The sequence below is a fragment of the Leptolyngbya sp. CALU 1928 genome (assembly GCF_056784215.1).
Genome location: NZ_JBXBCE010000001.1, coordinates 2,719,556 through 2,744,644 on the forward strand (window position 1 = coordinate 2,719,556; position 25,089 = coordinate 2,744,644).

The window sequence follows — 25,089 nt, forward strand, 5'->3', positions numbered from 1 at the left end:
ACGCCAATTCTAGCAAATCAAACAACAGTTCAAGAATAGTACGCGCGGCGGGATAACCGATCCGATTCGGTTGCCGCTTGCCAAAAGAAAAGGGAAGCGATTTGCCTCCCCATTTTTGTTCTTCTGATTGTTGTTGTCTTGCCTGTCCGTTTGTTCCTTCAGCTTTTTTCGCAGCGCTTGAAACTGCTTTTTTCGCTGACGTTGGCGGGCAGATCCACCTCGTCCTTTGTCGTTTCGTCCTTCTTTTCGAGGCGACTCCCACCGTTTAAGCTGTCGTGCCATTGAACTTTCTATGTAAAAGTAGACTTCTGAGTAAAGCTACAGAGCGCTTGGAGCCTGTTACGGAAAAATAGAGAGCGGCTCAAAGGCTTTTGTTAGAATTTAAATTCTTACTCCTTCCAGATTTGCGGTTGCTGAAACCGATGGACATCAGTAATCACTTGTGCCCAGCCCTCTGCAAGAGATTCGAGAATGCGATCGCCTTTTTCAGCGGTGGCAGGGGTTGGATCACCAATGACACCACTGCGGCTAATGTCGCGCGTCATCCAGGGAATGGGCAGATTGTGTTCTAGGGTAAGTAAGCTATCTGGCGGTAGACCGTGGGGATATTCCGCTTTGGCGCAATCCATCTTGACCTGATCGGGCAAAATCGACAGCAGCAGGCTAGTTTCGGCATCTCCTGCATGAATGCCCAATTCTGCCTCCTTTTCGGTCAATAGCTGCTTGGTAATATTGGGCGCTCTCCAGACAAAAAATGGGAACACCTCAAAATCGTCATGAATTTGGTGCAAATCTCGCGCCACAATCTCCATAATTTGCGGCTGCCCTCCATGAGCATTGAGCAAAACGAACTTCCGAAATCCAGCCCGATAAATACTTTCGCCTACTTCCATCAGGAGCGCAATTAGGGTTTGCGCGGTCAATGTGACGGTGCCCGGAAAATGCCAGTGTTCGTTCGATTTACCGTAATACAACGAAGGCAAGGCATAGGCTGGAATCGCTGGATCGAGTTGCTCCAAGGCTCTGCCTAAAACAGCTTGGGCGATCGCGCTATCGACTATCAGCGGCAAATGAGGTCCATGCTGCTCGATCGCCCCAATCGGCTGAATAATCACGACGCGATCTTTGTGGGGCATTGCCTGGATATCAGTCCAGGATAAATAGGCAAAGAACCGCTCAGGGGAAATGAAGCCGTGCATCATGGGAAGACTGTAGGATTAGGGGATTTCAGTCAGGCTTAGTCTGCTATTGCTGCTTGAGTCCTGAATCCCACCTCTTTTAAGGGTGGGAATGGATCACTGCTTTTTCTGCCACCTGCAAAAGTGTATCTACACTGGCATTGTGGTTCAAAAATGAGAATAGGTGCTTATGGCGGAGCCGCCCTTGCTGATCAAGCACAAATTGGGCTGGCAGGGGGGCACCCAGTGCTTGCCCAGTTTGGTACGCTCGAAAAACTTCACAGTCGGGGTTGCTCAGCAAAGGCATTTTTAAGCCTAGATCTTGCACCACAATTTTGCTTTGACGGAGGTCGGTGCTGGTGATCATCAGAAGTTCGATGTTGCGATCGCTAAACTCCTGATAGCGATCATTCAGTGCCTTAATGTGAGGAAAACAAAACGGGCAATATTGATTTTCTGTAAAGATTCGCGTAAAGGCTAAAATCACCGACTTTTGCAGGCGAAAACTGGATAGCTGGATCTCTTGATCATGAGTCACCTCCGGCAACACAAAATCGGGCGTGAGCATTCCATAATTCAAGTCATTGCTGGCAGGAATGGGCAAAAAGTTTTTGAAAAAGCGATCGCTCAGCAATCCGCTAAAGTCAGTACTCAACATGAGAATAAAAGGAGTCAGAGGTCAGGAATTAGGCTTCTATTTTTTGTGGGCAGCGATCGCGTTGCAATAAACGAAAAGAGGGTAGACAGTGCCTATCCTCTTTTTTATTAGTTTACTGCGGTTGAGCTAATGGTATAGCTCTGCGTTCTTAGACAGCGGCAAAAAATTCTTTGGACTTCACCGGATCAGGATTCATGGTGGCATCACCAGGCTTCCAACCAGCAGGGCACACTTCATCGGGGTGAGACTGCACATGCTGAAGTGCTTGCAGGGTGCGGAGAGTTTCATCCACACTGCGACCAAACGCAAGATTGTTGATAGTGGAGTGTTGAACTACACCGTCTTTATCGATGATAAATAGACCGCGCAGGGCAATTCCTTCATCAGTCAACACATTGTAAGCCGCACTGATTTCTTTTTTGATGTCAGCAACGAGGGGATAGTTCAAATCGCCAACGCCACCAGACTTGCGATCGCTCTGAATCCAAGCGAGGTGAGAAAATTCGCTATCGACCGATGTGCCCAGCACTTCAGTGTTGATGGCTTTAAATTCGTCGTAGCGATCGCTAAAGGCTGTAATTTCAGTTGGGCACACAAAGGTGAAATCCAACGGGTAAAAGAACAAGACTACATACTTACCGCGATAGTCAGACAATTTAATTGTCTTGAACTCTTGGTCAACGACCGCTGTTGCGGTGAAATCAGGAGCAGATTGCCCAACTCGCAAGCATCCTTCTTGAGTCATGAGAGGTAGTCTCCTTGAGAGTGCGTTATTAATTTTGACTAGTCCATAAAACAAACAGTCAAGCGTAGATGCAGTATCCACAAGCTTTATGATCGTTTATTACGAACTGCTACGAGTATATCATAGTCATAACGATTTTGAGTAAGAGCGATTTGGTTAATGTTGAGGAGGATGGAAGCCCAGGGAACTTCAATAGAAATACTCAAGTCCTTAACCAAAAGCCTTGATCTAGCTTAATAAGCAGTCTTTAGATATGTTGCTGGCTAACAGCAGGATATTATGAAGGGAGAGTATTAATACTTGCTCATGGCTCTATAATGTTGCGATGAATTTAGAAGTACCATTGACTATCGAGGAGTCAGCTATTAAGATTCTTGATTTGGAAAAGTTCACCTGTGCCATTGCTGTGCCTGATAGCGCTAAGCCCTATTCGACAAGCCTTTAGATAGATCTCGCTTTGTTTACAACCCTTTAATTTTGATGCTAGGAGCAGTCATGAAGTCATTAATTCGCTGGAGCGCGACTGTGGGTCTCGTGGGTAGCACTCTAGCTGGGTCGCTGCTAATGGGCACCTTGCAAGTGCTGGCATTGACGCAGGAACAAATAGTCCAAAAACTGCGCCCAGTCCCTGTTTTTACCATTGCTAATGCGGATGGCGCTCCCTTAGTGGCAGCTCCACCTTCTGGGCAGAAAGGCAACCCTGTCGCAGGCGTTTTCATCAATCAGCAGGATGCTCAAGCCTTTTTAGATGGGCTAAAAACCCGTAGCCCTGAAGTTGCCAAGAATGTCCGCGTTGTGCCCGTGTCCTTGGCAGAAGTCTACCAACTGAATCAAGTTAATAAAGAAAAGAAAGAAAAGCTTGATTTTGCCTTTGTGCCATCACGTCAACAGGTGACTACGGCTCAAACATTAGTGAAGCAAAGTGATAAGAAAGATCAGCAATTTACAGGCACTCCACTGTTTGTGGCGCGGGGTGGTGCTGAGAAAGGTTACCTGACGATTCAACAGGGGAATAAGGCGGTGATTCCGATGTTTTTCAAAAAAGAAGAGCTTCAAGCCTTAATGGATCGCTTTAAGCAGCAAGATCCTAAAGTTGCCTCCACTTTAGAAGTTCAAGTGTTGAATTTGGAAGGAGTGATTGAGGTATTACGAACCAAAAATGATCCTCAATTGGAGCAAATTGTGCTGATTCCACCCCGTGAGTCGATGGAATATGTGCAAACCTTGCTGAACAACAAGAATCCTGGGGCAACTCCTGCTGCTAAGCCTGTAGCCCCCAAAAAGTAGCGCTAAAAATAGAAAGAAGCAGTGTAGTATGATTCAGCTTGCTGCGCTTTGGCTTTTTTATGTCTGATGTTGATCGAAATAATCAATCCTCGCTTTTTACTCAGAAGCGAGGATTTTTTGCGTCTGGGCAAGCGGTTTGGCAGTGGTGGCAGGAGGCAAAACAAGCCACGATCGCCGCCAATATTTCCCCCGATGAAGCCACTTGGCTCTTACAACAATCATCGGCGTTATCGCACCTGGATATGCAGCTGGAACGCTTCAAAGATCAGCCCCAAATTGAATTAGTGATGCCTTTAGAGGATCTGGGTCATTGCTGGCAACAACGCATTCAGCAACACACGCCTGTGCAATATTTAGCAGGCACTACTCCCTGGCGAAACTTCCAGCTTAAAGTGTCTAGCGCCGTCTTAATTCCACGCCCCGAAACAGAGTTACTGGTTGATCTCGCCCTTCGTCTCTTACCCCTTGCCTCTTGCCCCTCGCCCTGCCATTTGACCGATCTTGGTACGGGCAGTGGCGCGATCGCCCTTGGATTGGCAACCGCCTTTCCCCATGCCACGATTCATGCCGTGGATTGCAGCAGTGAGGCATTGGCGATCGCCCAGTTCAATGCAGCAGCGTATAACCTGACAGAGCACATTCAGTTTTATCGTGGGGTTTGGTTTGAGCCATTAGCTCACCTAAAAGGCTGTCTTGACGGCATGGTTTCAAATCCGCCTTATATTCCCAGCCAAATGGTATTGGAACTAGAGCCAGAAGTGACTCAGCATGAACCCCATCTGGCTTTAGATGGGGGCAACGATGGATTAGACTGCATTCGTCATTTAGTGACAGCCGCACCGGACTATTTGCGATCGGGTGGCATCTGGCTAACTGAGCTAATGATGGGGCAAGCAGCTAGCGTAGTTGACTTACTTCGGGAAAATGGAAGTTACCACGATGTTCAAATCCACCAAGATTTAGCAGGCATTGAACGCTTTGTATCCGCACTCCGCACTTAGCACGCTGCACTTCCCACTCCATCAAGCTTTTTTGCCAAAAATCATCACATGCTGCTGGGGCAAGAAGTCTTTGGTTTCTAGCCAAGTTAAGCCCACGGATGCCAATTCCTTGCGGGCTTGACGCTGGGTCATTTTGTGTAGCGGCTTGATTAGCACTAAAGGATTTTCGCCGCGATACTCCACCAGCACCACGCGCCCATTAGGTTTAAGAGCCTGGGCGATCGCGGTCATCATTTCGCGGGGATGGTCAAATTCATGATAGGCATCGACCATAATTGCCAAATCAACGCTAGCAGGAGGCAGATTTGGATTCGTAATGCTGCCTAACACAGGCTGCACGTTCTCAATGTGCTTCTCTTGTTTCAACCCATTCAAAATCTCTATCATTTCCGGTTGCACATCCACCGCCAGCACCTTACCTTTTGGCACTAAGGTCGCCATCCGAAAGCTAAAATAGCCCGTGCCTGCGCCGATATCTGCGACCACATCCGTGGGTTGCAAAGTCAGGGCATTAATCAACTGCTGGGGGCGTTCTTCTCGTTCGCGACTAGGACGTTCTAGCCAACCTGCACCTAAATGTCCCATCACCTGAGCAATTTCTCGTCCCATGTAAAATTTGCCAATGCCGTCGGGGCTGTGGTTTGCTCGCTGCTCGTAGGACGTGTTGGTCGGGTTAGCCGTGGTGAAGGCGATCGCGTCTAAAATTTTGCTGCCAATGGGCGAGAAAGTCAGTCCGAGAGCTACAACTAAGGCAATCAACAACAGTCTTCTTAAGGTTTTATTTACAGTCATCTCAGTCATAGGGTTTGTACACTGGAACGATCAGGCATAGGAAAAAGCTCATGGCATACGTTTGTGACTTAGGCGGTGGACAGCAACTTTCTCTGGACGGTCAAGGAGCGCAAACCATTGTCGCAATCTCCAGTCATAGCGCCGGACAACAGCAGCAAGCAACGAGCAGTCTGCAAATAGGCACATGGACTTCTCTTCCTGAAGTCTATCGAACTTCCGAGGGGGTTGTGGTCAAGCTGGAAACTGTCAATGGAAACCAGTTCATCCAAATTCAGGGTAGTCATATGAGTCTATCCACGATTGCTCCGTCTCTTCTAAATGCGGTGCAACTGGCGACACAGCAAACCCATGTTCCTGCTTCCACCATGCAGCCGATGCAGCCGATGAAACCGATGAAACCGATGAAAATGGGCACCATGCAGATGAATCCAAAGCCGATGGAAATGAAAATGGGCGACATGGAAATGCGGATGGGGTCAGGTTCTGTAAATGCTGCAACGCCTGCTCCTACGCGGCAATTTTGTACTCAGTGTGGAACCTCGGTTAAACCGAGCGATCGCTTTTGTGCTAGTTGCGGTCATCCAATCACATAAATGCTGATATAATTAGAGGGTTTTGAAGGGGAGTAGCTGCTGGTTCTGCCAGCCCATCTGAATCAACATACTGGTGTAAAAGCCTGGTTCAGATGACAAATTAGGATAGTTTGCAACGAATTTTTAGCGATCGCTGATTGCGGTTCAAATTTTTTGCAGTTAACGGTTCGTTAACCTTAAAGGTGTTGACTCCGTAAAGCCTTTTTGCAAGCGAGACCTTCACTAAGTTCACTGTTGAGTGAGCTTGGTGGAGTCTCATGTCTCTAATCAAGCTCACGCTGCACTTGCACGTTTGATTAGGATCTTGAGACATGTTTGCTGCTTTCACATCTGGATTTTTGTTAGTTGGAATATCTGAATTAGGCGACAAGACCTTTTTTATCGCGATGTTGCTGGCAATGCGGCATTCCCGTCGTTTAGTTTTTCTAGGCGCGGTGGCGGCACTGGCACTCATGACCATTCTGTCAGTTTTGCTGGGACAAGCCATTTCCCTATTGCCCAAGTATCCGATTTTTCTGGCGGAAGTCAGTTTATTTATTGGTTTTGGGCTGAAACTGCTCTATGATGCGTGGCGAATGTCTCCTAAGGTAGACTGCGACGAGGTTGCCGAAGCTGAAGCCGCGATCGCAGACTCCAAACTTAAAGCAAAAGCTAGCACCGCTTGGGGAGTTGTCTTAGAGGCATTCATTCTCACATTTGTGGCAGAGTGGGGCGATCGCACCCAGTTTGCCACGATCGCCTTAGCTGCGTCCTACAATCCTTGGGGAGTGGCGATAGGTGCCATTGCCGGACATACCGTTTGTGCCGCGATCGCGGTGGTGGGAGGGCGACTCGTTGCCGGACGCATCTCCGAACGAACCATCACGGCATTAGGGGGCGGTCTATTTATTATTTTTGGTATCGTTGCTGCGTTGGAAGGAGTACCAAAAGGAATTACTTAGGGGCAGGAATGGGCGCGATCGTTGGCTTCATCGTCGGGGCGGCGGGAACTCCAGGAGCTGCGCCATTGGGTGCGACGGGTGTACCTGCTGCCTGCTGATTAATTTGATCTTTGTATTTTGCCGGAGCCAGTTCAGCCGCTTTGCTAAACAGCGGTTTTGCTTCAGCAACTTTGCCCTGCTCTTTCAAGACCGCAGCTTTGCCATAGACTGGGCGAAAGTCTTGCTTACTGGTTTTAGCGGCTTCGTCGTAGATGGCGATCGCTTCGTCATACCGCTTACCGCTGGCATATACGCCACCCAACAGCACCTGAACGGAGGTCACATCCACCGCACCGGGCTGCACTTGATTTGCTTGTGTTGCAGTCTTCAGAGTGTCTTGCAATAAACTGACGGCGGCTTCAGGGCGCTTTTGCTCTACTAGCAAGCCCACTAGCCCTTGCAATGCCATGATTTCCCCAGGCTTAGCGGTCAAAATAGTGCGGTAGGTTTGGGCGGCTCCTTCAGCATCGCCCGTTTGTTGTTTCGCCTGTGCCAGCAACACCGCATAATACGTCTCATTCGGGTTGAGCTTCGCTAATTTTTCTAACGGCGAGATCGCCCCCTTTACATCGCCTAAGGTTAACTGTGTTTCGAGCAATCCTCTCAAAGCGGTGGGGTTTTCTGGCTCTCGCTGCAACACCGCCTCGTAGCCCTTCGCCTGTAACTCCAATTCTTCCTTTTTCGCCGCTGGGCTTGCCGTCGCACCCGGAGTGGGCGAACTCGCAGCCGGGGCAGCTTGATTACTCGGAAACAATCCACTTAACAGCGGCGCGACCGAAATCCCCAAAAAAGCCAGCAGCGCCAGCCCCATCACAATACTAACGAGCCAACGATTGCTTCGTCCAGTCACAGCATTAACCCTCGAACTCCAACGCCAATCATTATGAACGAGAAATAGAATTTAGTGGGAAAATACCGCTTTTCTTTGCATCTGACACCGGGATAAAAAACACCCGTAAAGATGGGAGACTTGGACGGATGCAAATTCAGATTGACTTAAATTCGGGTTGAGGAGGCAAGGCTTCAGAGGTTTATCCCTCATTGGTCACTTTAAGCAGAGGAAAAGATAAGGGGAAGGTTGAACAACTGTCGTCTCAATTATTGCCGGATTAATAAGCCCGTGTGAGGAGCAAAAAGGGCGTTTCTCCGTCTAGCAATAAATGCTATGAATCATCACCTCTCTGTGACGAGAACGTTACCCAAACGTCATCTTCCTTCGCTACAGTTTGAATTAACTCAGTATTCAATTCAATCCAAAATAGGACTCCGATGAACACTTCACCTAGTCAACCTGAATCTCAAAAATTTTCGTGGAAAAAGTCTGCTATTTATTTAACTCTGCCGCTGTTTGGTCTTGGGGTGAGCGTGCTGGGCGATCGCGTGATTTCCTCCAGCGCATCCGCCCAGCAACCCATAGCACCTTCTAAGATCGCGATCGCCCCAGCAAAACCGATGGAAATTGCTCAAGCGCCTAGTCGTAGCAGTGGCATTCTTTCCGGCGGTGACACCAACTTTGTGGTCAATGCAGTGGATCGGGTCGGTGCGGCAGTCGTGCGGATCGATTCATCCCGAACGGTGAGAAGTCGTACCCCTGCAATCTTTAACGACCCCGCTTTCCGCCAATTTTTTGGTTCGCAAGTGCCATCCCCTTCAAATCGGGTAGAGCGGGGGCAAGGATCGGGGTTCATTATTCGCTCGAATGGGTTGATTGTGACCAACGCCCATGTGGTAAGTGGAGCCGATACGGTGACGGTGACGATGAAAGATGGACGGGAGTTGAAAGGGAGAGTGCTAGGCGCAGATTCTCTGACAGATGTGGCGGTGATCAAAGTGGAGGCGACCAACTTGCCCACGGTGACTTTAGGAAATTCGGAGCGGTTGAGACCGGGTGAGTGGGCGATCGCGATTGGCAATCCCCTAGGCTTGGATAATACCGTCACCGTGGGCATCATTAGTGCCACTGGACGCAGTAGTTCTGAGGTGCGGGTTCCTGATAAGCGCGTTAACTTCATTCAAACCGATGCGGCGATTAACCCAGGTAATTCTGGTGGACCATTGCTCAACCAGCGCGGCGAAGTGATTGGAGTGAACACGGCAATTATTGGTGGTGCCCAAGGTTTAGGCTTTGCCATTCCAATTAACACGGCTCAAAACATTGCCGAACAGTTGATTGCCAAAGGCAAGGTTGATCATGCCTACTTAGGAATTCGCATGGCAACCCTGACCCCTGCCCTGCGTCAACAAATTAACAGTGACCCCGAAACAAACCTGAAGATCTCGGACGATCGCGGTGTCGTTGTCGTCGGCATTATGCGAAATTCTCCGGCTGCTAGAAGTGGGCTACAGCTAGGCGACATCATCCAGAAAATTAATGGTGCCGCGATTGCAACGTCTGATCAAGTGCAGCAAGCAGTGGAAAAAAACGCAGTCGGCGGCACCCTTCAGATGGAAGTGAAACGCAGTGGGCGATCGCTCAACCTAGCAGTTCGTTTAGGCACCTTCCCCACTCAAACTGCCCAACTGAGAGAATAGAAGAAACGGTTCAATAGACTCTACTAGCAGTGTTTTGCCTTGACAGAATCTCTATGCCTGCTCAGCGCATGGAGTAATCCACTGGCTGCTAATCATCCTCATGCCCAGCACCCTAGCAGGATAGTTAGCAGTCACTGTGCCAAACATTGCTCTAAATTTTGACTAGACTTGACACTCTTCTGCCACAAACTGTTATAGTAACCATTGTGCGCTGTTTCAGTATGCATGTTGGGGCGTCGCCAAGTGGTAAGGCAGCGGGTTTTGGTCTCGCCATTCCTAGGTTCGAATCCTAGCGCCCCAGTTTTTTCATCAGTCTCTATCAAAGTAGCGATGCTCAAATATTAATTGTCTTGCCCAAACGTTAAAACCTTTCTATGGCTTACGTAACGCATAGGTTAAGTTTTGAGCTACAAAGTAGTGGCATGACTAAACCGAACCCAAGGAGCTTGATTCCATGACGATTCACATTCCCCGACCTGCATCACTCATTGCTGGGATGGTGCTGTTAGGGATGCCAATGGCAATACAAGCGACCCAGATGGATTTTGCGATTCTCCAATGGAGAGGCTACGCCAACGCCCAAGCACCCGCCGCCACAAAGCAAGCCACCAAAGCCGGGTCTTTGATTGAGCAGTTGAAGTTAACCCCTGCTCAAAAACAGAAAATTGCTACCTTTCGGAAAAATCGAATGATTGAGATGAATAAGGTGTTGACTTCCGACCAAAAAGCCAAGTTTGAAGCGGCTCGGAAGGCTGGCAAGAATACTTCGGAAACCATGGCTGCTTTAGGGCTAAAGCCTGATCAAAAAAAGAAAATGGTGGAAATTGCTAAAAATTCTGCGGGGGACATCATGAGTGTGCTAAACCCACAGCAAAAGAAACAGGTCATCACTTATTTGAAACAACAGCGGGGAGGTTTGGAATAGCGTCTAACTGCTATACCGAATTCCTTGCTCGTGGAGTTGGCGAACAAAAAATTCTTCCAGCGAAGGGCGAGCCAGATGCATATCAATCAACTGAGCGCCCATGAGAGTAAGACTGGCAAGAAAATCTTGAGAACTGCCAAGCACTTGTCCTTGCCAGCAGCCATCCTTAAACTCCAAGTTGGCAAGGCGGTTTTTTAGCACATCGGGATTGCCGCCTTTGACTTTGGCATGATAAGCCTCAGGAGTGCCCAGAAGCTCGTCTAAAGACCCCATACAGATCAAGTTCCCTTCAGCAAGAATTGCTACGCGATCGCAAATTAGCTCCACATCCGACAGAATATGGCTGTTAAAAAAGATGGTTTTTCCTTGCGACTTCAACGATAGGATAATCTCACGGATTTGAAAGCGCCCCATGGGATCAAGCCCAGACATGGGTTCATCCAAAAACACTAAGTCTGGCTCATTGATCAACGCTTGCGCCATGCCAATCCGTTGCAGCATCCCTTTTGAATAGTGACGCAACTGTTTACGTTTTGCCGCAGACTGTGCCAATCCCACTAAATCTAACAGTTCGGGAATCCTCTGCCGTTGGATGGAAGCCGGAATGCCAAACAATCCTGCGGTAAATTGCAGCATTTCCCAGCCAGTTAGGTAGTCATAAAAGTAAGCGTTTTCGGGCAAGTAACCGACTCGTTGTTTGGTGGCGCGATCGCCAATCGGGTTTCCCAGCAATAAGCCTTTTCCACCAGTCGGACGCACAATTCCCAGCAGAGTTTTCAGCAAAGTCGTTTTTCCGGCTCCATTGGGTCCGAGCAGCCCAAACGTCTCCCCTTGAACCACTCTCAGCGTGCAGCTTTTAAGGGATTCAACCTTTTGATTCAGCCAAAACCCCGTCCGATAGGCTTTGCGTAACTCATAGGTTTCTACAACGGCTGGACGCTCAATGATGGCTAATTCAGCCCGCGAGTCAACGACAGACACCATAACGCCTTACTTCCTCAAACTCCCAATTCCAGAGTGTACCTTGTTTTGTATTTTTTACCGATTACGAGAAAATTTTGTCAATGGTGCCGCATTGATCAGGGTGTAAACTTTAGAAATACGGGCATTGAGGAAGTTAAGCGATGGATCGATCAAAGTTTGTGGCGATTACGACTGGAGCGATCGCGATCGCGTTGAGCGTTGGCTACTTGCTGCTGGTGCAACTCCTCGATTCTCGCGGCATGACGGCACCTGCCCCCATGGGTTGGCTAGGATTTTAGTTATTCATAATCTTCTTCATAATCCTCCCAACTGTCTGATTTACGCGATCGCGGCTCCCAATCATCATCCAGTTCGGCATAGAGTTTCAAAGGTTTTAGATCGGTTGTGGAGGGGGCAAGTTCAACCAGATCAAATTCACGATTATTAGCGCGATCGCGTCCCTCACGTTGAATCAGAGGCGCAAGTCTTACTTGCTTCACTTCCTTCGGATAGCTAGGTTCTTCCATCTCGGCTTCTGTCGAATCTGACCATAGTTCATCTAGATGCAAGGGTTTGACAACGCGAGTAATGGCTTCTTGGACAAAGGATTTGATGAATTCATCTTTGCGGTTGAGTTGAAATTGACGCTGGACCACTTCTGTAATGCCGCCGTCGCCCCAATCTTGATCATGGCGGAAGTATTCAATAAAGCTTTTGCCAGCGATGCGAGTCAAGTATGCAGCGGTAACCGCTTGAATGGCGCGTCCGACAATAATGCCCCCAATGCTAAGTTGTAAGGCTGTGGTTACCAGGGTGATCGCACCTTTGACAATGCCCAAACCTGTCAAGGTTTTTGCGAGGGACAGCGCCAATTCCCGTCCCCGCTCCATGTTGATATCGCAGCCATAAACGCGCCCGATTTCGACCACCATCTGAGCATTGACGGCAGCAGTTGCCAGCATATCCACCACTGGTAGAGGGGTAGCGGCGACGACTCCAGCGCCAATCCACTGAAAGCGATCGACGATTTTGTCGGCTTGGCGGCGGCGTTGAGCATCAATCAACTGACGGGCTTTGTCGGCGAGTCGTTGAGATTGCAGCAGGATGTTATCGGCTAACAGATCTTCGCCTTCAGCACGCAGCACGGCAACCATCCGTCTAATCAGCGGCATAATGTCGGGATCTGGGGTGAGCATGTTCCCATCTTCTAGCCGCACTGATTGAGGATTGGCAGAAACCGCGATCACATCGGTCGGGGAAATAATGCCCCGGACTCGTTCTCGCAGACGCGCCAAAATCAGTTCGCGATCGCTGTCTAAATACAAGTCGGATTTATTCAAAATCACCAGCGATCGCTTGCCAATTTCCGCCAGCATTTTCAAAGGATCATATTCCGACTTTCGTAGGTCATTATCTAGAACAAACAGCAGCAAATCCGCTTCCGTCGCCAGTTGCCGCGCCAGTTTTTCCCGTTCTGTGCCAGCTACGCCTGCCTCCAAAATTCCGGGCGTGTCCGTAATCACAATCTCCCGATTCATCCCTTTCAGTTCCAGCACATAGGTTTCGCCCACTTCTGTGGTGCCCATGGGTGCGCCCACTTGCCCCACCATTCGCCCGATCAGCGCATTGACCAGAGAAGTTTTGCCCGCCGACCCAGTGCCAAACACCACAACCTGTAAATTGCCTTGGGAAAGGGTATGCTCAATTTCCCGCGATCGCGTCAAAAGTTCTTGTCGCGCCACTTCATCTTGAATCTGCGATACCTGTTTTCGCACCGCCTTCAAGTTTTCTTCTGCCGCTTCCGCTTTCGCTGCCGGCACTTTAGGATCAACTCGCCGCCGTTTTTTCTGCTGGGTATTAGGCAGATAAAATAAGTAGTAGATCAACGCCGCAACAAGTGTGCCAATTAGGGCAACCACCACAAAAATCAACAACTGTCCCAGCAAAGGATAGTAGCCCACTTGCCAAAATAGGCGTTGCAGCGATTCAATCAACCAGATCATCATGCCAAAGATGATGAGCAGACCAATAATTAAGGTGACCAGACGGGGCAAACGCATAAGCGTGAGAAATACTTCGGTGCCAGCTATTTGCTCCATTCTAGAGCGATGAGCAGTTTTACAAACTCAAGTTGCTAGTGAGAAGCGGCATCAGGCGAAAAACAAATAAGATCTCTCCAAAGTCCTGTAGCCCTCTGAACGGCTTTTGCCTCAGCAGTGATAGGTTTCTCACTACTTCAGGTTGAAGCATTCAGCATATTTATAGTCATCACCAGTAGCGCAATGGCGTAAGTTGGATAGAGGATTTGTTGAGCAACGCAGTGTAGTGGTGGTTATGCGGCTTATTCCAGTTTTTTCAGTGGTTTCAGCAGTTTTAATTGGCTCCATGCCCTCCGTTGGGCCGGCGCAAACGCCTTTGGCGCTCAACCGAGCCAAGCAAGGAATGATCGTGTCGGCTAATCCTTTGGCAAGTCAAGCTGGATTAGCGATGTTGCAGCAAGGCGGCAATGCAGTGGATGCGGCGGTGGCGACGACTTTTGCCATTTCGGTAATAGAGCCATACTCCGCCGGAATTGGTGGCGGCGGTTTTTTGCTGCTGCGGGTGGGCAAAACGGGTGAGGTTAAAGCGCTTGATTTTCGGGAACGGGCACCCTTGGCGGCGACTGCAAAAATGTATTTAGATGCCTCTGGAAAGGTACGCCCCCAAGCCAGTACGGAAGGCTACCTCGCAGTGGGGGTTCCGGGAACGGTGGCAGGATTGGCGGAAGTGCATCGTCAGTATGGGAAGCTGCCCTGGAAAACGGTGGTGCAACCCGCGATCGCCCTAGCAAAAAAGGGCTTTGTGGTCACGCCCAAACTATCAGCCGCAATTGCTCGTAGTCCTACCTTACAAACCAATCCAGCAATTCGGCAAATCTTTCTGCCCCAAGGAAAACCGCCTGAGATTGGCGAGACGCTGATTCAAACCGATTTGGCAAAGACCTTAAGCGCGATCGCCCAAGATCCACGCAGTTTCTATATCGGTAGCATTGCCAGCGCGATCGCCCAGGATATGGCAACCAATGGCGGCATCATCACCCAACAAGATTTACAGCAATATCGCCCAATTTGGCGTGATCCTGTTTGCGGCAATTTTCAAGTTGCAACTCGTACCGCGCGGGTCTGTTCTATGCCGCCGCCGTCGTCTGGTGGAGTGCATCTGTTGCAAATGCTGAATCTGCTTAGTGGCAGTATTGGGGGTGCTACTCTCAAAACTCTGGGCTGGCATCATCCCGATGGGCTGCACTGGATGGTCGAAAGTATGCGGATCGCCTATGCTGATCGCGCTCAGTATCTAGGTGATCCAGATTTTGTTAAAGTGCCTGTTGCGGCTCTGATCAGTCCTGCTTATGCCGAGAAACGCCGCGTAGAAATCGACCTAGGCAAAGCGCGACCATCGAGCGAAGTGAAACCTGCCGATCCCGCGTTACTCAAACAACTGGCTGGCAAGGAATCGGCCGACACCAGCCATTTGAGCGTTGTCGATCAAGCAGGTAACGCCGTCAGTCTGACTTTTACAGTGAACCTCGGCTTTGGCGCACAGGTGGTTGCAGCAGGCACCGGCATTGTCTTGAACAACGAAATGGATGATTTTGCGATCGCGCCCAACACCCCCAACGCCTTCGGATTAGTCGGCGGCACGGCAAACGCGATCGCCCCCCGCAAAACGCCCCTTTCCAGCATGACTCCCACAATCGTTACGGAAAATGGACAGATTCGACTGGTGGCAGGGGCACCAGGCGGCAGCACGATTATCACCACTGTTTTGCAAATTGCGCTGAATGTGTTGGTATACGATATGGATGCTCGTGGTGCAGTGACGGCTCCTCGGCTGCATCATCAATGGCTACCGGACAAAATGATGGTGGAAAAAAATGGGTTTGATCCGTTGACGTTGGCAGAATTACGCCGTCGTGGACACACTATTGAAGAGCGATCGGGCTGGGGCAATGCCACTGTTATTCTTCGCACGAGTGACGGTTGGCTAGAGGGAGCCGCCGATCCACGGGGGGAAGGCGCAGCGGCTGGCTTTTAGATTAATCGACAACCTTGAGTAAGCCCATCCGCAGGCGATCGAACACTCGATTAATCAATAGTTTTTCTTGAGCGTTCAAATGACTCAATGCCAATAGCGAGTACTGATCCACACGGGTGATTTGACGCGTCGCTAAAATCCGTTCGACAATCTTTTCAAGGGGCATTGCGTTGAAAGTGGGGGCGTTCATGACAATTACTCAACGAGGAACTTCAACACCTCCGAGTATCCCCTGATCTCACTCTCTGGCAGGTGATAAACACCCTTGCGGAGGTGTGATTATTTTTGCTTTTCCAAGTGATTACAATCACGCGACTTAGTTCTTGACTCTGAAGCATTACTCCAATCAGACTATGACTGCTGAAACCTTGAAGCGCTGGCAATTTTGGATCGATCGCGGCGGCACTTTTACCGACATTGTGGCGCAGCATCCCGACGGGTCGCTCTCGGTTCACAAACTGCTGTCCGATAATCCACGCTACCCGGATGCCGCGATTCAGGGCATTCGCGAGATTTTGGGCATCTCTGCGAATGCATCGATTCCGGCAGAGCAGATTGAAGCGATTAAAATGGGCACAACCGTGGCGACGAATGCGCTGCTGGAACGCAAGGGCGATCGCGTCCTATTCATCACCACAAAAGGCTTTCGGGATGTGCTGCGGATTGGCTACCAACATCGCCCTAATATTTTCGCCTTGCAGATTATTTTGCCTGAAATGCTCTATGAACAGGTGCTTGAGGTGGAGGAACGTCACAGCGCTCAGGGTGAAGAATTAGTTTCAATTACGTCTGAAACGGAGACGCAGTTGATCACATCCCTGCAAGTTGCCTATGACAGTGGGATTCATTCCTGCGCGATCGCGTTTTTGCATGGCTACCGCTATCCTGCTCATGAGCAACAAGTCGCAGAACTTGCCCGTGCGATCGGCTTTACCCAAATTTCTGTGTCTCATCAAGTCAGCCCCCTAATGAAACTTGTGAGTCGCGGCGATACTACCGTTGTGGATGCTTACCTATCGCCCATTTTGCGACGCTACGTTGAGCAAGTGGCGGCAGAGTTAGGCGAAGGGCAATCAGAACCTCTCTCGCCTCTTGCCTCTCACCTCTCACCTTGTCTTTTTTTCATGCAATCCAACGGTGGCTTGACCGATGCCCAATCTTTTCAGGGCAAGGACAGCATTTTGTCGGGTCCGGCAGGCGGAATGGTGGGCGCGGTACAAACCTGCAAACAGGCAGGGCTGGAAAAAATTATCACCTTTGACATGGGCGGCACTTCAACGGATGTGGCGCACTATGCCGGGGACTATGAACGCACCTTTGAGACGGAAGTGGCGGGGGTGCGGCTGAGGGCACCGATGATGTCAATCCATACGGTGGCAGCGGGGGGCGGTTCTATCCTGAAATTTGATGGGGCGCGGTATCGGGTGGGTCCAGAATCAGCCGGGGCAAATCCGGGTCCGGCTTGCTATCGCCAAAATGGATCGCTGACGGTGACGGATTGCAATGTGATGTTGGGGCGAGTACAGCCAGACTTTTTCCCAGCAGTATTTGGAGCGGAGGGCAATTTGCCGCTGGATGGGGGAGTGGTGCAGCGCCAGTTTGCAGAATTGACGGTGGAGATTCACCAGGCAACCGGCGACCCACGATCGCCCGAACAGGTGGCGGAAGGTTTTTTGGCGATCGCTGTGGAAAAAATGGCAAATGCCATCAAAAAAATCTCGGTGCAGCGTGGCTATGACATTACTGAATACACACTGTGCTGTTTCGGCGGTGCCGGGGGACAACATGCCTGCGCGATCGCCCAAACCTTGGGCATTCAGCAAATTTTCATTCATCCCTATGCTGGAGTTTTGTCTGCCTATGGCATGGGTTTGGCAAACCAAAGCGTCATCCGCGAACAATCCCTGGAACTCCTGTTAACCGACGCGGCGCTGCCTGATTTGGAATCCGCGATCGCCCAACTCACCGCTGCCGCTACCACCGAACTGATCCGCCAAAACTCCACCCTTGAAACCTCCCTGACCGCTTCAGCTAAAGCCCATCTGCGCTATGAAGGGACTGATTCTGCCTTAATTGTGGAATCTGGCAGTGTGGCTGAAATGACTGCCCGGTTTGAAAAGGTGCATCGTCAGCGCTACGGCTTCATTGCCCCAGGCAAACCCTTGATCGTCGAAGCCCTTTCCGTCGAAGTGGTGGGCAGTATGGCAAAGTTAAACGAAGCAACGCCTAAACCATCTCGCGTGGAGCCTTTGCAGTCAATCGCTACCCGTCCCATGTACGTCTCCGGCAAGTGGCAACCCGTGCCCCTGTATCAGCGCGATCGCTTGAGTCCCGGCGACACCATTCCCGCCCCCGCTCTCATCCTAGAAGCTACAGGCACCGATGTCATCGAACCGGGCTGGCAAGCAGAAGTGATGGATCAAGGTGAATTAATCTTGACCCGCAACTCGTCACTCGTCACTCGCCATAACTCCTTCGGAGACACTACGCGATCGCCATTCGCCCTATCTCCCACGGAGACGCTACGAGATCGCCATTCAAAGCCCGATCCCATTTTGCTGGAGATTTTCAATCATTTGTTTATGGCGATCGCCGAGCAGATGGGCGTGACCCTGCAAAACACCAGTTATTCCGTCAACATTAAAGAGCGGCTTGATTTCTCCTGCGCTGTGTTTGATCAGCAGGGACACTTGATCGCCAACGCGCCTCACATTCCGGTTCATCTCGGTTCCATGGGCGAAAGTGTGCAAAGCCTGATGCGCTGCATTGATGCTTTCTATCCCGGCGATGTCTACATATTGAACAATCCCTACAACGGCGGCACTCACCTCCCTGACATCACGGTCATTACTCCCGTCTTTTTAGAGGGATCGCCACAAGCCAATAATCTTGCCTCTCACCTCTCACCTCTCGCCCCAACTCCTGCGGAGACGCTACGCGAACGCCCCCTCTTCTTCGTCGCCTCCCGTGGACACCATGCTGACATTGGCGGCATCACGCCGGGTTCCATGCCGCCCAATAGCGTTTCAATTGACCAGGAAGGGGTGCTGATTGATCATTTCAAGCTAATCGATCAGGGGGATTTTCGAGAAGCAGAACTGCTAGAACTGCTGACGGCTGGCGAGTATCCAGTTCGCAATCCCGCCCAAAATCTGGCAGATCTGAAAGCGCAGGTCGCTGCCAATGCCAAAGGCGTACAGGAATTGCAGGCAATGGTGCAGCATTTTGGCTTAGAAACAGTGCAGGCATACATGCAGCATGTGCAAGACAACGCTGAATCTGCGGTGCGGCAGGTAATTGATGCTTTAGGGAAAGATGGGAAGAACCACGCGTTTACCCAAGCGATGGATAACGGGTGTGAGGTTCGAGTGGCGATCGCGATCGACCCAAATTCTTGCAGTGCCACAATCGATTTCACAGGCACCTCGCCCCAACAGCCGAATAACTTCAATGCACCGCTAGCAGTCTGCAAAGCCGCTGTCCTTTACGTTTTCCGCACCCTGGTTGAAGATGATATTCCTCTAAATGCTGGATGCCTGAAGCCCTTAGAAATCATTGTCCCCGAAGGCTGTCTGCTCAATCCGCGCTACCCGGCGGCGGTCGTTGCAGGTAATGTGGAAACCTCCCAAATAGTGACCAATGCACTGTATGGAGCGCTGGGTGTAATGGCAGCAGCCCAAGGCACAATGAACAATTTCACCTTTGGCAATCAGCGCTATCAATACTACGAGACCATTTGCGGCGGATCGGGTGCCGGCGCGTCCTTTGATGGCGCTGATGCCGTGCAAACTCACATGACAAACTCCCGCCTCACTGATCCCGAAGTGCTGGAGTGGCGGTTTCCGGTGCTGCTAGAAGAATTTTCCATTCGTCTCCACAGTGGCGGCGACGGAAACTATCACGGCGGTGATGGCGTAGTGCGACGGCTCAAATTTCGAGAACCGATGACGGCAGCGATTCTATCGGGACATCGCGTCGTGCCACCCTTTGGGCTAAGCGGCGGTGAACCAGGGAGTGCTGGACGCAATTGGATTCAGCACCACGACGGCAGGATTGAACCCTTGGGTAGCACAGCATCAACCCAAATGCAGGCAGGTGATGTATTTGTGATTGAAACTCCTGGTGGCGGTGGCTATGGATCTAAAGAAGATCGGATTTCCTGATGCTCAAGTGATTTCTGCCAAACTGTCAGCCCTACTCGGTTCGTTGGGTACTGAAGGATGCTTGAGCTTGAACTTCGGTACTTTTCACGTCAGCTTGCTCAGAATCCACTGGGGAAGCCGAGGTTTCAATCGTGCTGGTTGCCAACTCTGGTTCAATAATGGGTTTGCGGGCTTCAATCATTTGAATGACCCGATTGACACTTTCCGGCAGGATGACCACCAAGCTGTTCAAAGGAGCGTTATCTAGAGCAGTTTCAATAGCAGTGATCTCGTCCAGAACCGTTTCATAGCGGCAATCGGGCTTTGCTTGCTGTAATCCTCGTGCGATCCAACGGGCAGCATCGCCACGGGGTCGCCCACGGGTATCATCATCTTCTTTAATGATGATGCGATCGAACATTTCAGCCGACAGAGTACCCAAGGTGACAAAATCTTCATCCCGGCGATCGCCCGGACCTCCGACTACGCCAATCCGCTCACCAGGCCAATTCCGAACGAAGCCTCCCAGCGCCTCATAACTGTGAGCATTGTGAGCGTAATCCACTAGGGCATGATAAGTACCCAAATTGAATAAATTCATGCGACCCGGTGTCTGTGCCGCAGAAGCCCGGAAAGTCAGCAGCGCTGCTCGAATGTCTTTAATGTCTACACCTTGGGCAAATGCTGCCAAACTGGCTGCCAGGGCATTGGCAATCATGAATGGTGCCCGTCCAGCTAGGGTTAAGGGCACATTTTCAGCGGGTTCAATCCGCAGCGTCCAGTCGCCCTTTAGAATCGATAAATAGCCATTTTCATACACGGCTGCCAAGCCGCCTTTTTGAGTGTGGGCTTTAATTAGCTCATTATCAGGATTCATCGAGAAATAGGCGACCTGAGCGTTAACCCGGCGTGCCATCTCGGATACGAGGGGATCATCGGCATTGAGGACTGCGTAGCCATTAGGCATCACAGTTTCAGCCACAACGCTTTTCACCCGCGCCATTTGATCAATGGTGTTAATATCGCCCAAACCCAAATGATCTGCTGCAACGTTTAAGACTACGCCCACATCACAGGCGCTAAACCCTAGACCAGAGCGCAGTATGCCCCCGCGCGCACTTTCCAAAACTGCCACTTCTACCGTGGGATCTTGTAAGATCAATTGAGCGCTTTGCGGCCCAGTGTTATCGCCCGGTTCTGCCATGTAGTCGCCGATGTAAGTGCCGTCTGTCGTTGTATAACCGACCACTTGCCCTGTTTGCCGGAAAATATGGGCAACCAAGCGTGTGGTGGTGGTTTTACCGTTAGTTCCGGTGAGGGCGATAATGGGGACACGGCTGGGGGTACCCGGTGGAAAGAGCATTTCTAGAACAGGGGCTGCCACATTGCGGGGAATGCCTTCGCTGGGGCAAACATGCATCCGAAAACCAGGAGCCGCATTAATTTCGACGATCACCCCATCGACTTCGCGCAAGGGTTGGGTAATGTCTTGTGTAACTATATCAATCCCTGCGATATCTAAACCGATGGTTTTGGCAGCCCGTTTGGCAATCCACAGGTTTTCGGGATGAATATCGTCAGTGCGATCTACGGAGGTGCCGCCCGTGCTGAGATTCGCGGTCGCCCGCAGGTAAAATATCTCGCCTTTTTGCAAGATCGTTTCAACGGTATAGCCTTGTTTCTCTAACAACTGCCAACTGGTGCGATCGAGTTCGATTTTGGTCAGCACATTATCGTGACCTTCGCCCCGGCGGGGATCGCTGTTGGTTTCCTCAATCAATTCTTCAATGGTATGAATGCCATCTCCCACAACATGAGCCGGAATCCGCTCCGCTACGGCGACCACATTGCCATCTACGACCAAAACACGATGATCCCGCCCAGCATAAAAACGTTCGACAATCACCGATCGCGAGACTTCTTTGGCGACATCATAGGCTTCGATCGCCGCTTCCCAAACATTAATATCAATCGTAATGCCGCGCCCGTGATTACCATCTAGGGGTTTAATCACAATCGGATAGCCGCCCACATACTCAATCGCTTCCTCTAGCTCATCAAAAAAGTTGATGACGGTTCCGCGCGGTACCGGAATCCCGGCGTTTCGTAGGACACTTTTCGTGCCCTCTTTATCACTGGCAAGCTCTACACCCAAAATACTGGTGTAGTTACTCAACGTTGCCTGCATCCGTTTTTGATGAACCCCATACCCTAGCTGGATTAGGTGGCGGGCACCCAACTCAAACCAAGGAATGCCCCGCGCTTCGGCTTCCTTAACGATCGCCTCAGTGCTAGGTCCCAAAGAAACATCCGCCGCTAACTGACGCAGATCATTCAAATCTTTCTCTAATTCTTCTGAGGAGTAGACCCCTTGATCAATAATGCCCTGGCAAAGGCGCACCGCCGCTCGCGCTGCATATCGCCCTGCCTGCTCATGGACATATTCGATCACCACCTGATAGGTGCCCAGATTTGCCGTTTCGCGGGTGCGCCCAAAGCCCACGATCATACCAGCCAGTTCTTGTAACTCCAGCGCTACATGCTCCACAATGTGCCCCATCATGGTGCCTTCTTGGACGCGCTTCAAGAAGCCACCACGGCAGCCTGGAGAACAATAGTGCTCAATTAAGCTAGGAAGCGTCTGAGTTAGCCCTTCATAGAAACCCGGAATTACGTTAGAAGGCTGATCAGCTAGTTCTTCTAGATCCAGACGCATCACCACCAGTTTTTGGCGGCGAATGCTCCAGTAGTTAGGACCGCGTAATGTCTGGATTTTGAGTATTTTCATAGCACTATCCGGGAAAATTAAGCTGTGGTGCTGTAAACGTTGGCATGGTTCATCAAGTGATGGGACATCTAATGATGGGACATCTAGTGATGAAGTGTGCGGTTGCTGACTCATGCAAGCATTTGTTCAGTTTCTTTTGCGGCAGGGGGTCTAAACTGTTCATCCTGAACGATTTAATCCCTAAAACCTCAAGTTTGATCAGTCATTTACAAATCAATCGTGAATTGCTTCATTTAATTCGTGACCGTTCCTTTGTTCCACATCGTACTACTTGTTCCCGCCAATAAGCTCCACTGCCAGTAGCGCTCTCACTTTAAGTGAGATCAATTAGGTGGGATCAAAGTGAGCATGAATTGGAATACGTTTATGCAGGCTAAAGCGATCGCCATGAACCAAAATGTGAATTCGTAAGTTACCAATGCTGAGGGGGTCAGTTGCTCCAATATGAGACCAATTCGTGTGAGACAGTTCTTTTGGGTCAATGATTGTTACCGTCCCTTTTCCCATCACTTGTAGCAGCCCATCTCCTTCAAACAAGGAGCAGGTGTCTTCATCAATGCCAATCGCAAAGCGATCAGGATGCCCTGCGATCGCGCTCATCAGCCGCGCCATCCGGTTGCGATTATGAAAATGCTGATCGACCAATAGTTCGGGAATAATGCCCAGCCCCGTGGTAATGTCTACCAGCGATCGATTGGGCGATTCGCCGCTGCCCCCACCAGCAATCATGTAATGCCCCATAACCGCTGCCCCCGCACTCGTGCCAGCCAGGGTGATTTCCCCCCGCTGCGCCCGCTGACGAACCACCTCCATTAAAGGCGTATCTGCCAGCAATCCACACAATCGAAGCTGATCGCCTCCCGTCATAAACACGCCCGTGCAGCTTTCAGCATAGCTCTGCAAAATGGGGTCTTCACACTGAGCGCGGTCTTGAATATCTAAAATTTCGATACCCTTTGCGCCCATCTCCGTAAAAATTTCGCGGTATCGTTCACCAATGACCGCAGGTTCACGAGAAGCAGACGGGATAATCGCGATTTGGGCATCCGTTGCGCCAGAACGAACAAAAAAGCTGTGCAAAATTTCCCGCCCATGAACTTTATCCTCGGCTCCGCCGATGATCATAATTGCGGTTTTTGTAGATTGGGGCATTTCCTCTCCAAGGGACTGATACTGTAGCCGAGGTGAAGCATTGATCCCCGGCACCGGATAAAACAAGCGCTCCAACAGCTTTGTAACTGCCGTAAAGACACTACTCTTACTCATCATGCGTTCCCTGATCCTATTAAGGGAGTACCATAATTGAGGTAATGCTGATGCTCTCATCTACACAATATTGCTAAGTGAGCGGGTAAATCTGACTTAACGGTTCGATGCATTCACAACTGCACTGGCTTTTTGACCAAAGGCTTTATTGCCCAGGGCTTTACTGCCCAGATTTATTTATAAATGATCAGCATCATGACAGATCATTAAGAGTTTAGTTTAAATCAATTCAAAACATTTCTTTGCCTCAGTTTCTTTGCCTCAGTTTCTTTGCCTCGATCAAAGCTTTGCCTCAATCAAAGCTTTATTTGAAGTTACAGCGCTTCATCAACCGCCCCTCATCATAAGCTAAGTGTGGATTCGCAGCTATGCGCTTTGATATTGTGACTTTGTTTCCTGATTTTTTTGATTCTCCTTTAAGTTCAGGGCTGTTAGGAAAAGCTCTTGCTAGGCACATTGCTGAAGTTCATCTCACGAATCCGCGTGACTTTACAACCGACAAACATCATCGGGTCGATGACGAGCCTTATGGCGGCGGTGTGGGGATGCTGATGAAGCCAGAACCGATTTTTGCGGCGGTTGAATCGCTGCCCATATTGCCTCAGCGGCAGGTGTTGATGATGACTCCCCAAGGGGAAACGATGCATCAAGGCATGTTCCGAGATTTTGCAGCAAATTGGGATCAGTTAGTCATTATTTGTGGACATTATGAGGGAGTTGATGAGCGGGTGTTGAATTTGGCGACGCGGGAGGTTTCTTTAGGCGACTTTGTGCTGACCTGCGGAGAAATTCCAGCATTAACTTTGCTGAATGGTGTGATTCGGCTGTTGCCCGGAACCGTGGGCAAGGAAGAGTCGCTGAAGCTAGAAAGTTTTGAGGATGGGTTGTTGGATTATCCGCAGTATACGCGTCCGCCTGTGTTTCGAGAGTGGGCGGTGCCGGAAGTGCTGCGATCGGGAAATCATCAGGCGATCGCTCAGTGGCGCAAAGAGCAACAGCAGCAACGAACCCGCGATCGCCGCCCGGATTTGTATGAAAAATGGGAAGCGGCGATCGGGAACAGGGAAGTGGGAAGAAAAATTGACAATTAGCGATTGTCGTGGGGTATTGGGGAATCATCAATAATCGTTAGGTTTAGAGCGCCGTCAAATTTCGGTGTCTAAAA

The 25,089-nt window shown here is 50.2% G+C and carries 21 protein-coding genes and 1 tRNA gene; 11 read left to right on the forward strand and 11 right to left on the reverse strand.

Annotated elements, in window-relative coordinates; all coding sequences use genetic code 11:
* Positions 1-9: 9 nt before the first annotated feature.
* The 4 genes from AC1S5B_RS12660 to AC1S5B_RS12675 form a co-directional block, all read right to left on the reverse strand.
* Positions 10-282 (reverse strand): hypothetical protein, encoded by a 273-nt coding sequence (locus AC1S5B_RS12660; RefSeq protein ID WP_482036026.1) that lies wholly within the window; start codon positions 280-282, stop codon positions 10-12.
* A gap of 107 nt (positions 283-389) precedes the next feature.
* Positions 390-1,202 carry a creatininase family protein gene (locus AC1S5B_RS12665; protein ID WP_482036027.1) on the reverse strand — a complete coding sequence of 271 codons (813 nt, stop codon included), beginning with the start codon at positions 1,200-1,202 and terminating at the stop codon, positions 390-392.
* A 76-nt stretch (positions 1,203-1,278) separates the two neighbouring features.
* Entirely contained in the window at positions 1,279-1,836 is a 558-nt protein-coding gene (locus AC1S5B_RS12670; RefSeq protein WP_482036028.1) for a peroxiredoxin family protein, read from the reverse strand.
* 148 nt (positions 1,837-1,984) lie between these two features.
* Positions 1,985-2,581, reverse strand: a complete 597-nt coding sequence (locus AC1S5B_RS12675) for a peroxiredoxin (RefSeq protein WP_482036029.1) — start codon at positions 2,579-2,581, stop codon at positions 1,985-1,987.
* Positions 2,582-3,076: 495 nt separating this feature from the next.
* Between AC1S5B_RS12675 and AC1S5B_RS12680 the strand changes: the two genes are divergently transcribed.
* Both AC1S5B_RS12680 and prmC read left to right on the forward strand, forming a co-directional pair.
* Positions 3,077-3,868, forward strand: a complete 792-nt coding sequence (locus AC1S5B_RS12680; RefSeq protein ID WP_482036030.1) for a Tic22 family protein — start codon at positions 3,077-3,079, stop codon at positions 3,866-3,868.
* A gap of 59 nt (positions 3,869-3,927) precedes the next feature.
* On the forward strand, positions 3,928-4,869 hold the full coding sequence (gene prmC / locus AC1S5B_RS12685; RefSeq protein WP_482036031.1) for a peptide chain release factor N(5)-glutamine methyltransferase: 942 nt from the start codon (positions 3,928-3,930) through the stop codon (positions 4,867-4,869).
* 21 nt (positions 4,870-4,890) lie between these two features.
* On the opposite strand, the gene AC1S5B_RS12690 is transcribed toward prmC, so the two are convergent.
* Positions 4,891-5,670 (reverse strand): class I SAM-dependent methyltransferase, encoded by a 780-nt coding sequence (locus tag AC1S5B_RS12690; RefSeq protein ID WP_482036032.1) that lies wholly within the window; start codon positions 5,668-5,670, stop codon positions 4,891-4,893.
* 41 nt (positions 5,671-5,711) lie between these two features.
* Here AC1S5B_RS12690 and AC1S5B_RS12695 point away from each other — a divergent pair, with 41 nt between their 5' ends.
* A complete protein-coding gene (locus tag AC1S5B_RS12695; protein ID WP_482036033.1) occupies positions 5,712-6,254 on the forward strand; it encodes a zinc ribbon domain-containing protein in 543 nt (180 codons plus the stop codon).
* 311 nt (positions 6,255-6,565) lie between these two features.
* The gene (locus AC1S5B_RS12700) at positions 6,566-7,195 is read left to right on the forward strand and encodes a TMEM165/GDT1 family protein (RefSeq protein ID WP_482036034.1); all 630 of its coding nucleotides are present in this window, start codon (positions 6,566-6,568) and stop codon (positions 7,193-7,195) included.
* On the opposite strand, the gene AC1S5B_RS12705 is transcribed toward AC1S5B_RS12700, so the two are convergent.
* Complete coding sequence (locus tag AC1S5B_RS12705) at positions 7,188-8,084, reverse strand: tetratricopeptide repeat protein (protein ID WP_482036035.1); 897 nt, start codon at positions 8,082-8,084, stop codon at positions 7,188-7,190. The genes AC1S5B_RS12700 and AC1S5B_RS12705 overlap by 8 nt on opposite strands.
* Before the next feature lie 419 nt (positions 8,085-8,503).
* On the opposite strand from AC1S5B_RS12705, the gene AC1S5B_RS12710 reads away from it, so the two are divergent.
* The 3 genes from AC1S5B_RS12710 (at position 8,504) to AC1S5B_RS12720 (ending at position 10,691) form a co-directional block, all read left to right on the forward strand.
* Positions 8,504-9,766 (forward strand): HhoA/HhoB/HtrA family serine endopeptidase, encoded by a 1,263-nt coding sequence (locus AC1S5B_RS12710; protein ID WP_482036036.1) that lies wholly within the window; start codon positions 8,504-8,506, stop codon positions 9,764-9,766.
* 229 nt (positions 9,767-9,995) lie between these two features.
* Positions 9,996-10,067 (forward strand) — tRNA-Gln (locus AC1S5B_RS12715).
* A 153-nt stretch (positions 10,068-10,220) separates the two neighbouring features.
* A complete protein-coding gene (locus AC1S5B_RS12720) occupies positions 10,221-10,691 on the forward strand; it encodes a Spy/CpxP family protein refolding chaperone (protein WP_482036037.1) in 471 nt (156 codons plus the stop codon).
* A gap of 3 nt (positions 10,692-10,694) precedes the next feature.
* Here AC1S5B_RS12720 and AC1S5B_RS12725 read toward each other — a convergent pair whose 3' ends face one another.
* Complete coding sequence (locus AC1S5B_RS12725; RefSeq protein WP_482036038.1) at positions 10,695-11,675, reverse strand: ABC transporter ATP-binding protein; 981 nt, start codon at positions 11,673-11,675, stop codon at positions 10,695-10,697.
* Positions 11,676-11,815: 140 nt separating this feature from the next.
* Here AC1S5B_RS12725 and AC1S5B_RS12730 point away from each other — a divergent pair, with 140 nt between their 5' ends.
* Entirely contained in the window at positions 11,816-11,953 is a 138-nt protein-coding gene (locus AC1S5B_RS12730; protein ID WP_482036039.1) for a hypothetical protein, read from the forward strand.
* Here AC1S5B_RS12730 and AC1S5B_RS12735 read toward each other — a convergent pair whose 3' ends face one another.
* Positions 11,954-13,714, reverse strand: a complete 1,761-nt coding sequence (locus AC1S5B_RS12735; RefSeq protein ID WP_482036040.1) for a DUF697 domain-containing protein — start codon at positions 13,712-13,714, stop codon at positions 11,954-11,956.
* Between the two features lie 325 nt (positions 13,715-14,039).
* On the opposite strand from AC1S5B_RS12735, the gene ggt reads away from it, so the two are divergent.
* Positions 14,040-15,728, forward strand: a complete 1,689-nt coding sequence (gene ggt / locus AC1S5B_RS12740; protein ID WP_482036041.1) for a gamma-glutamyltransferase — start codon at positions 14,040-14,042, stop codon at positions 15,726-15,728.
* A gap of 1 nt (position 15,729) precedes the next feature.
* On the opposite strand, the gene AC1S5B_RS12745 is transcribed toward ggt, so the two are convergent.
* Positions 15,730-15,918, reverse strand: a complete 189-nt coding sequence (locus tag AC1S5B_RS12745) for a hypothetical protein (RefSeq protein WP_482036042.1) — start codon at positions 15,916-15,918, stop codon at positions 15,730-15,732.
* A gap of 163 nt (positions 15,919-16,081) precedes the next feature.
* Between AC1S5B_RS12745 and AC1S5B_RS12750 the strand changes: the two genes are divergently transcribed.
* Positions 16,082-19,891: a hydantoinase B/oxoprolinase family protein gene (locus AC1S5B_RS12750; RefSeq protein ID WP_482036043.1), complete on the forward strand. Its 3,810-nt coding sequence runs from the start codon at positions 16,082-16,084 to the stop codon at positions 19,889-19,891.
* Positions 19,892-19,922: 31 nt separating this feature from the next.
* On the opposite strand, the gene cphA is transcribed toward AC1S5B_RS12750, so the two are convergent.
* Together cphA and AC1S5B_RS12760 are read right to left on the reverse strand one after the other, a co-directional pair.
* Positions 19,923-22,658, reverse strand: coding sequence for a cyanophycin synthetase (cphA, locus tag AC1S5B_RS12755; protein WP_482036044.1), 2,736 nt, complete (start codon positions 22,656-22,658; stop codon positions 19,923-19,925).
* A gap of 327 nt (positions 22,659-22,985) precedes the next feature.
* Entirely contained in the window at positions 22,986-23,927 is a 942-nt protein-coding gene (locus AC1S5B_RS12760; RefSeq protein ID WP_482036045.1) for a cyanophycinase, read from the reverse strand.
* Between the two features lie 365 nt (positions 23,928-24,292).
* Between AC1S5B_RS12760 and trmD the strand changes: the two genes are divergently transcribed.
* Positions 24,293-25,015: a tRNA (guanosine(37)-N1)-methyltransferase TrmD gene (trmD, locus tag AC1S5B_RS12765; protein ID WP_482036046.1), complete on the forward strand. Its 723-nt coding sequence runs from the start codon at positions 24,293-24,295 to the stop codon at positions 25,013-25,015.
* The last annotated feature ends 74 nt before the right edge of the window (positions 25,016-25,089 follow it).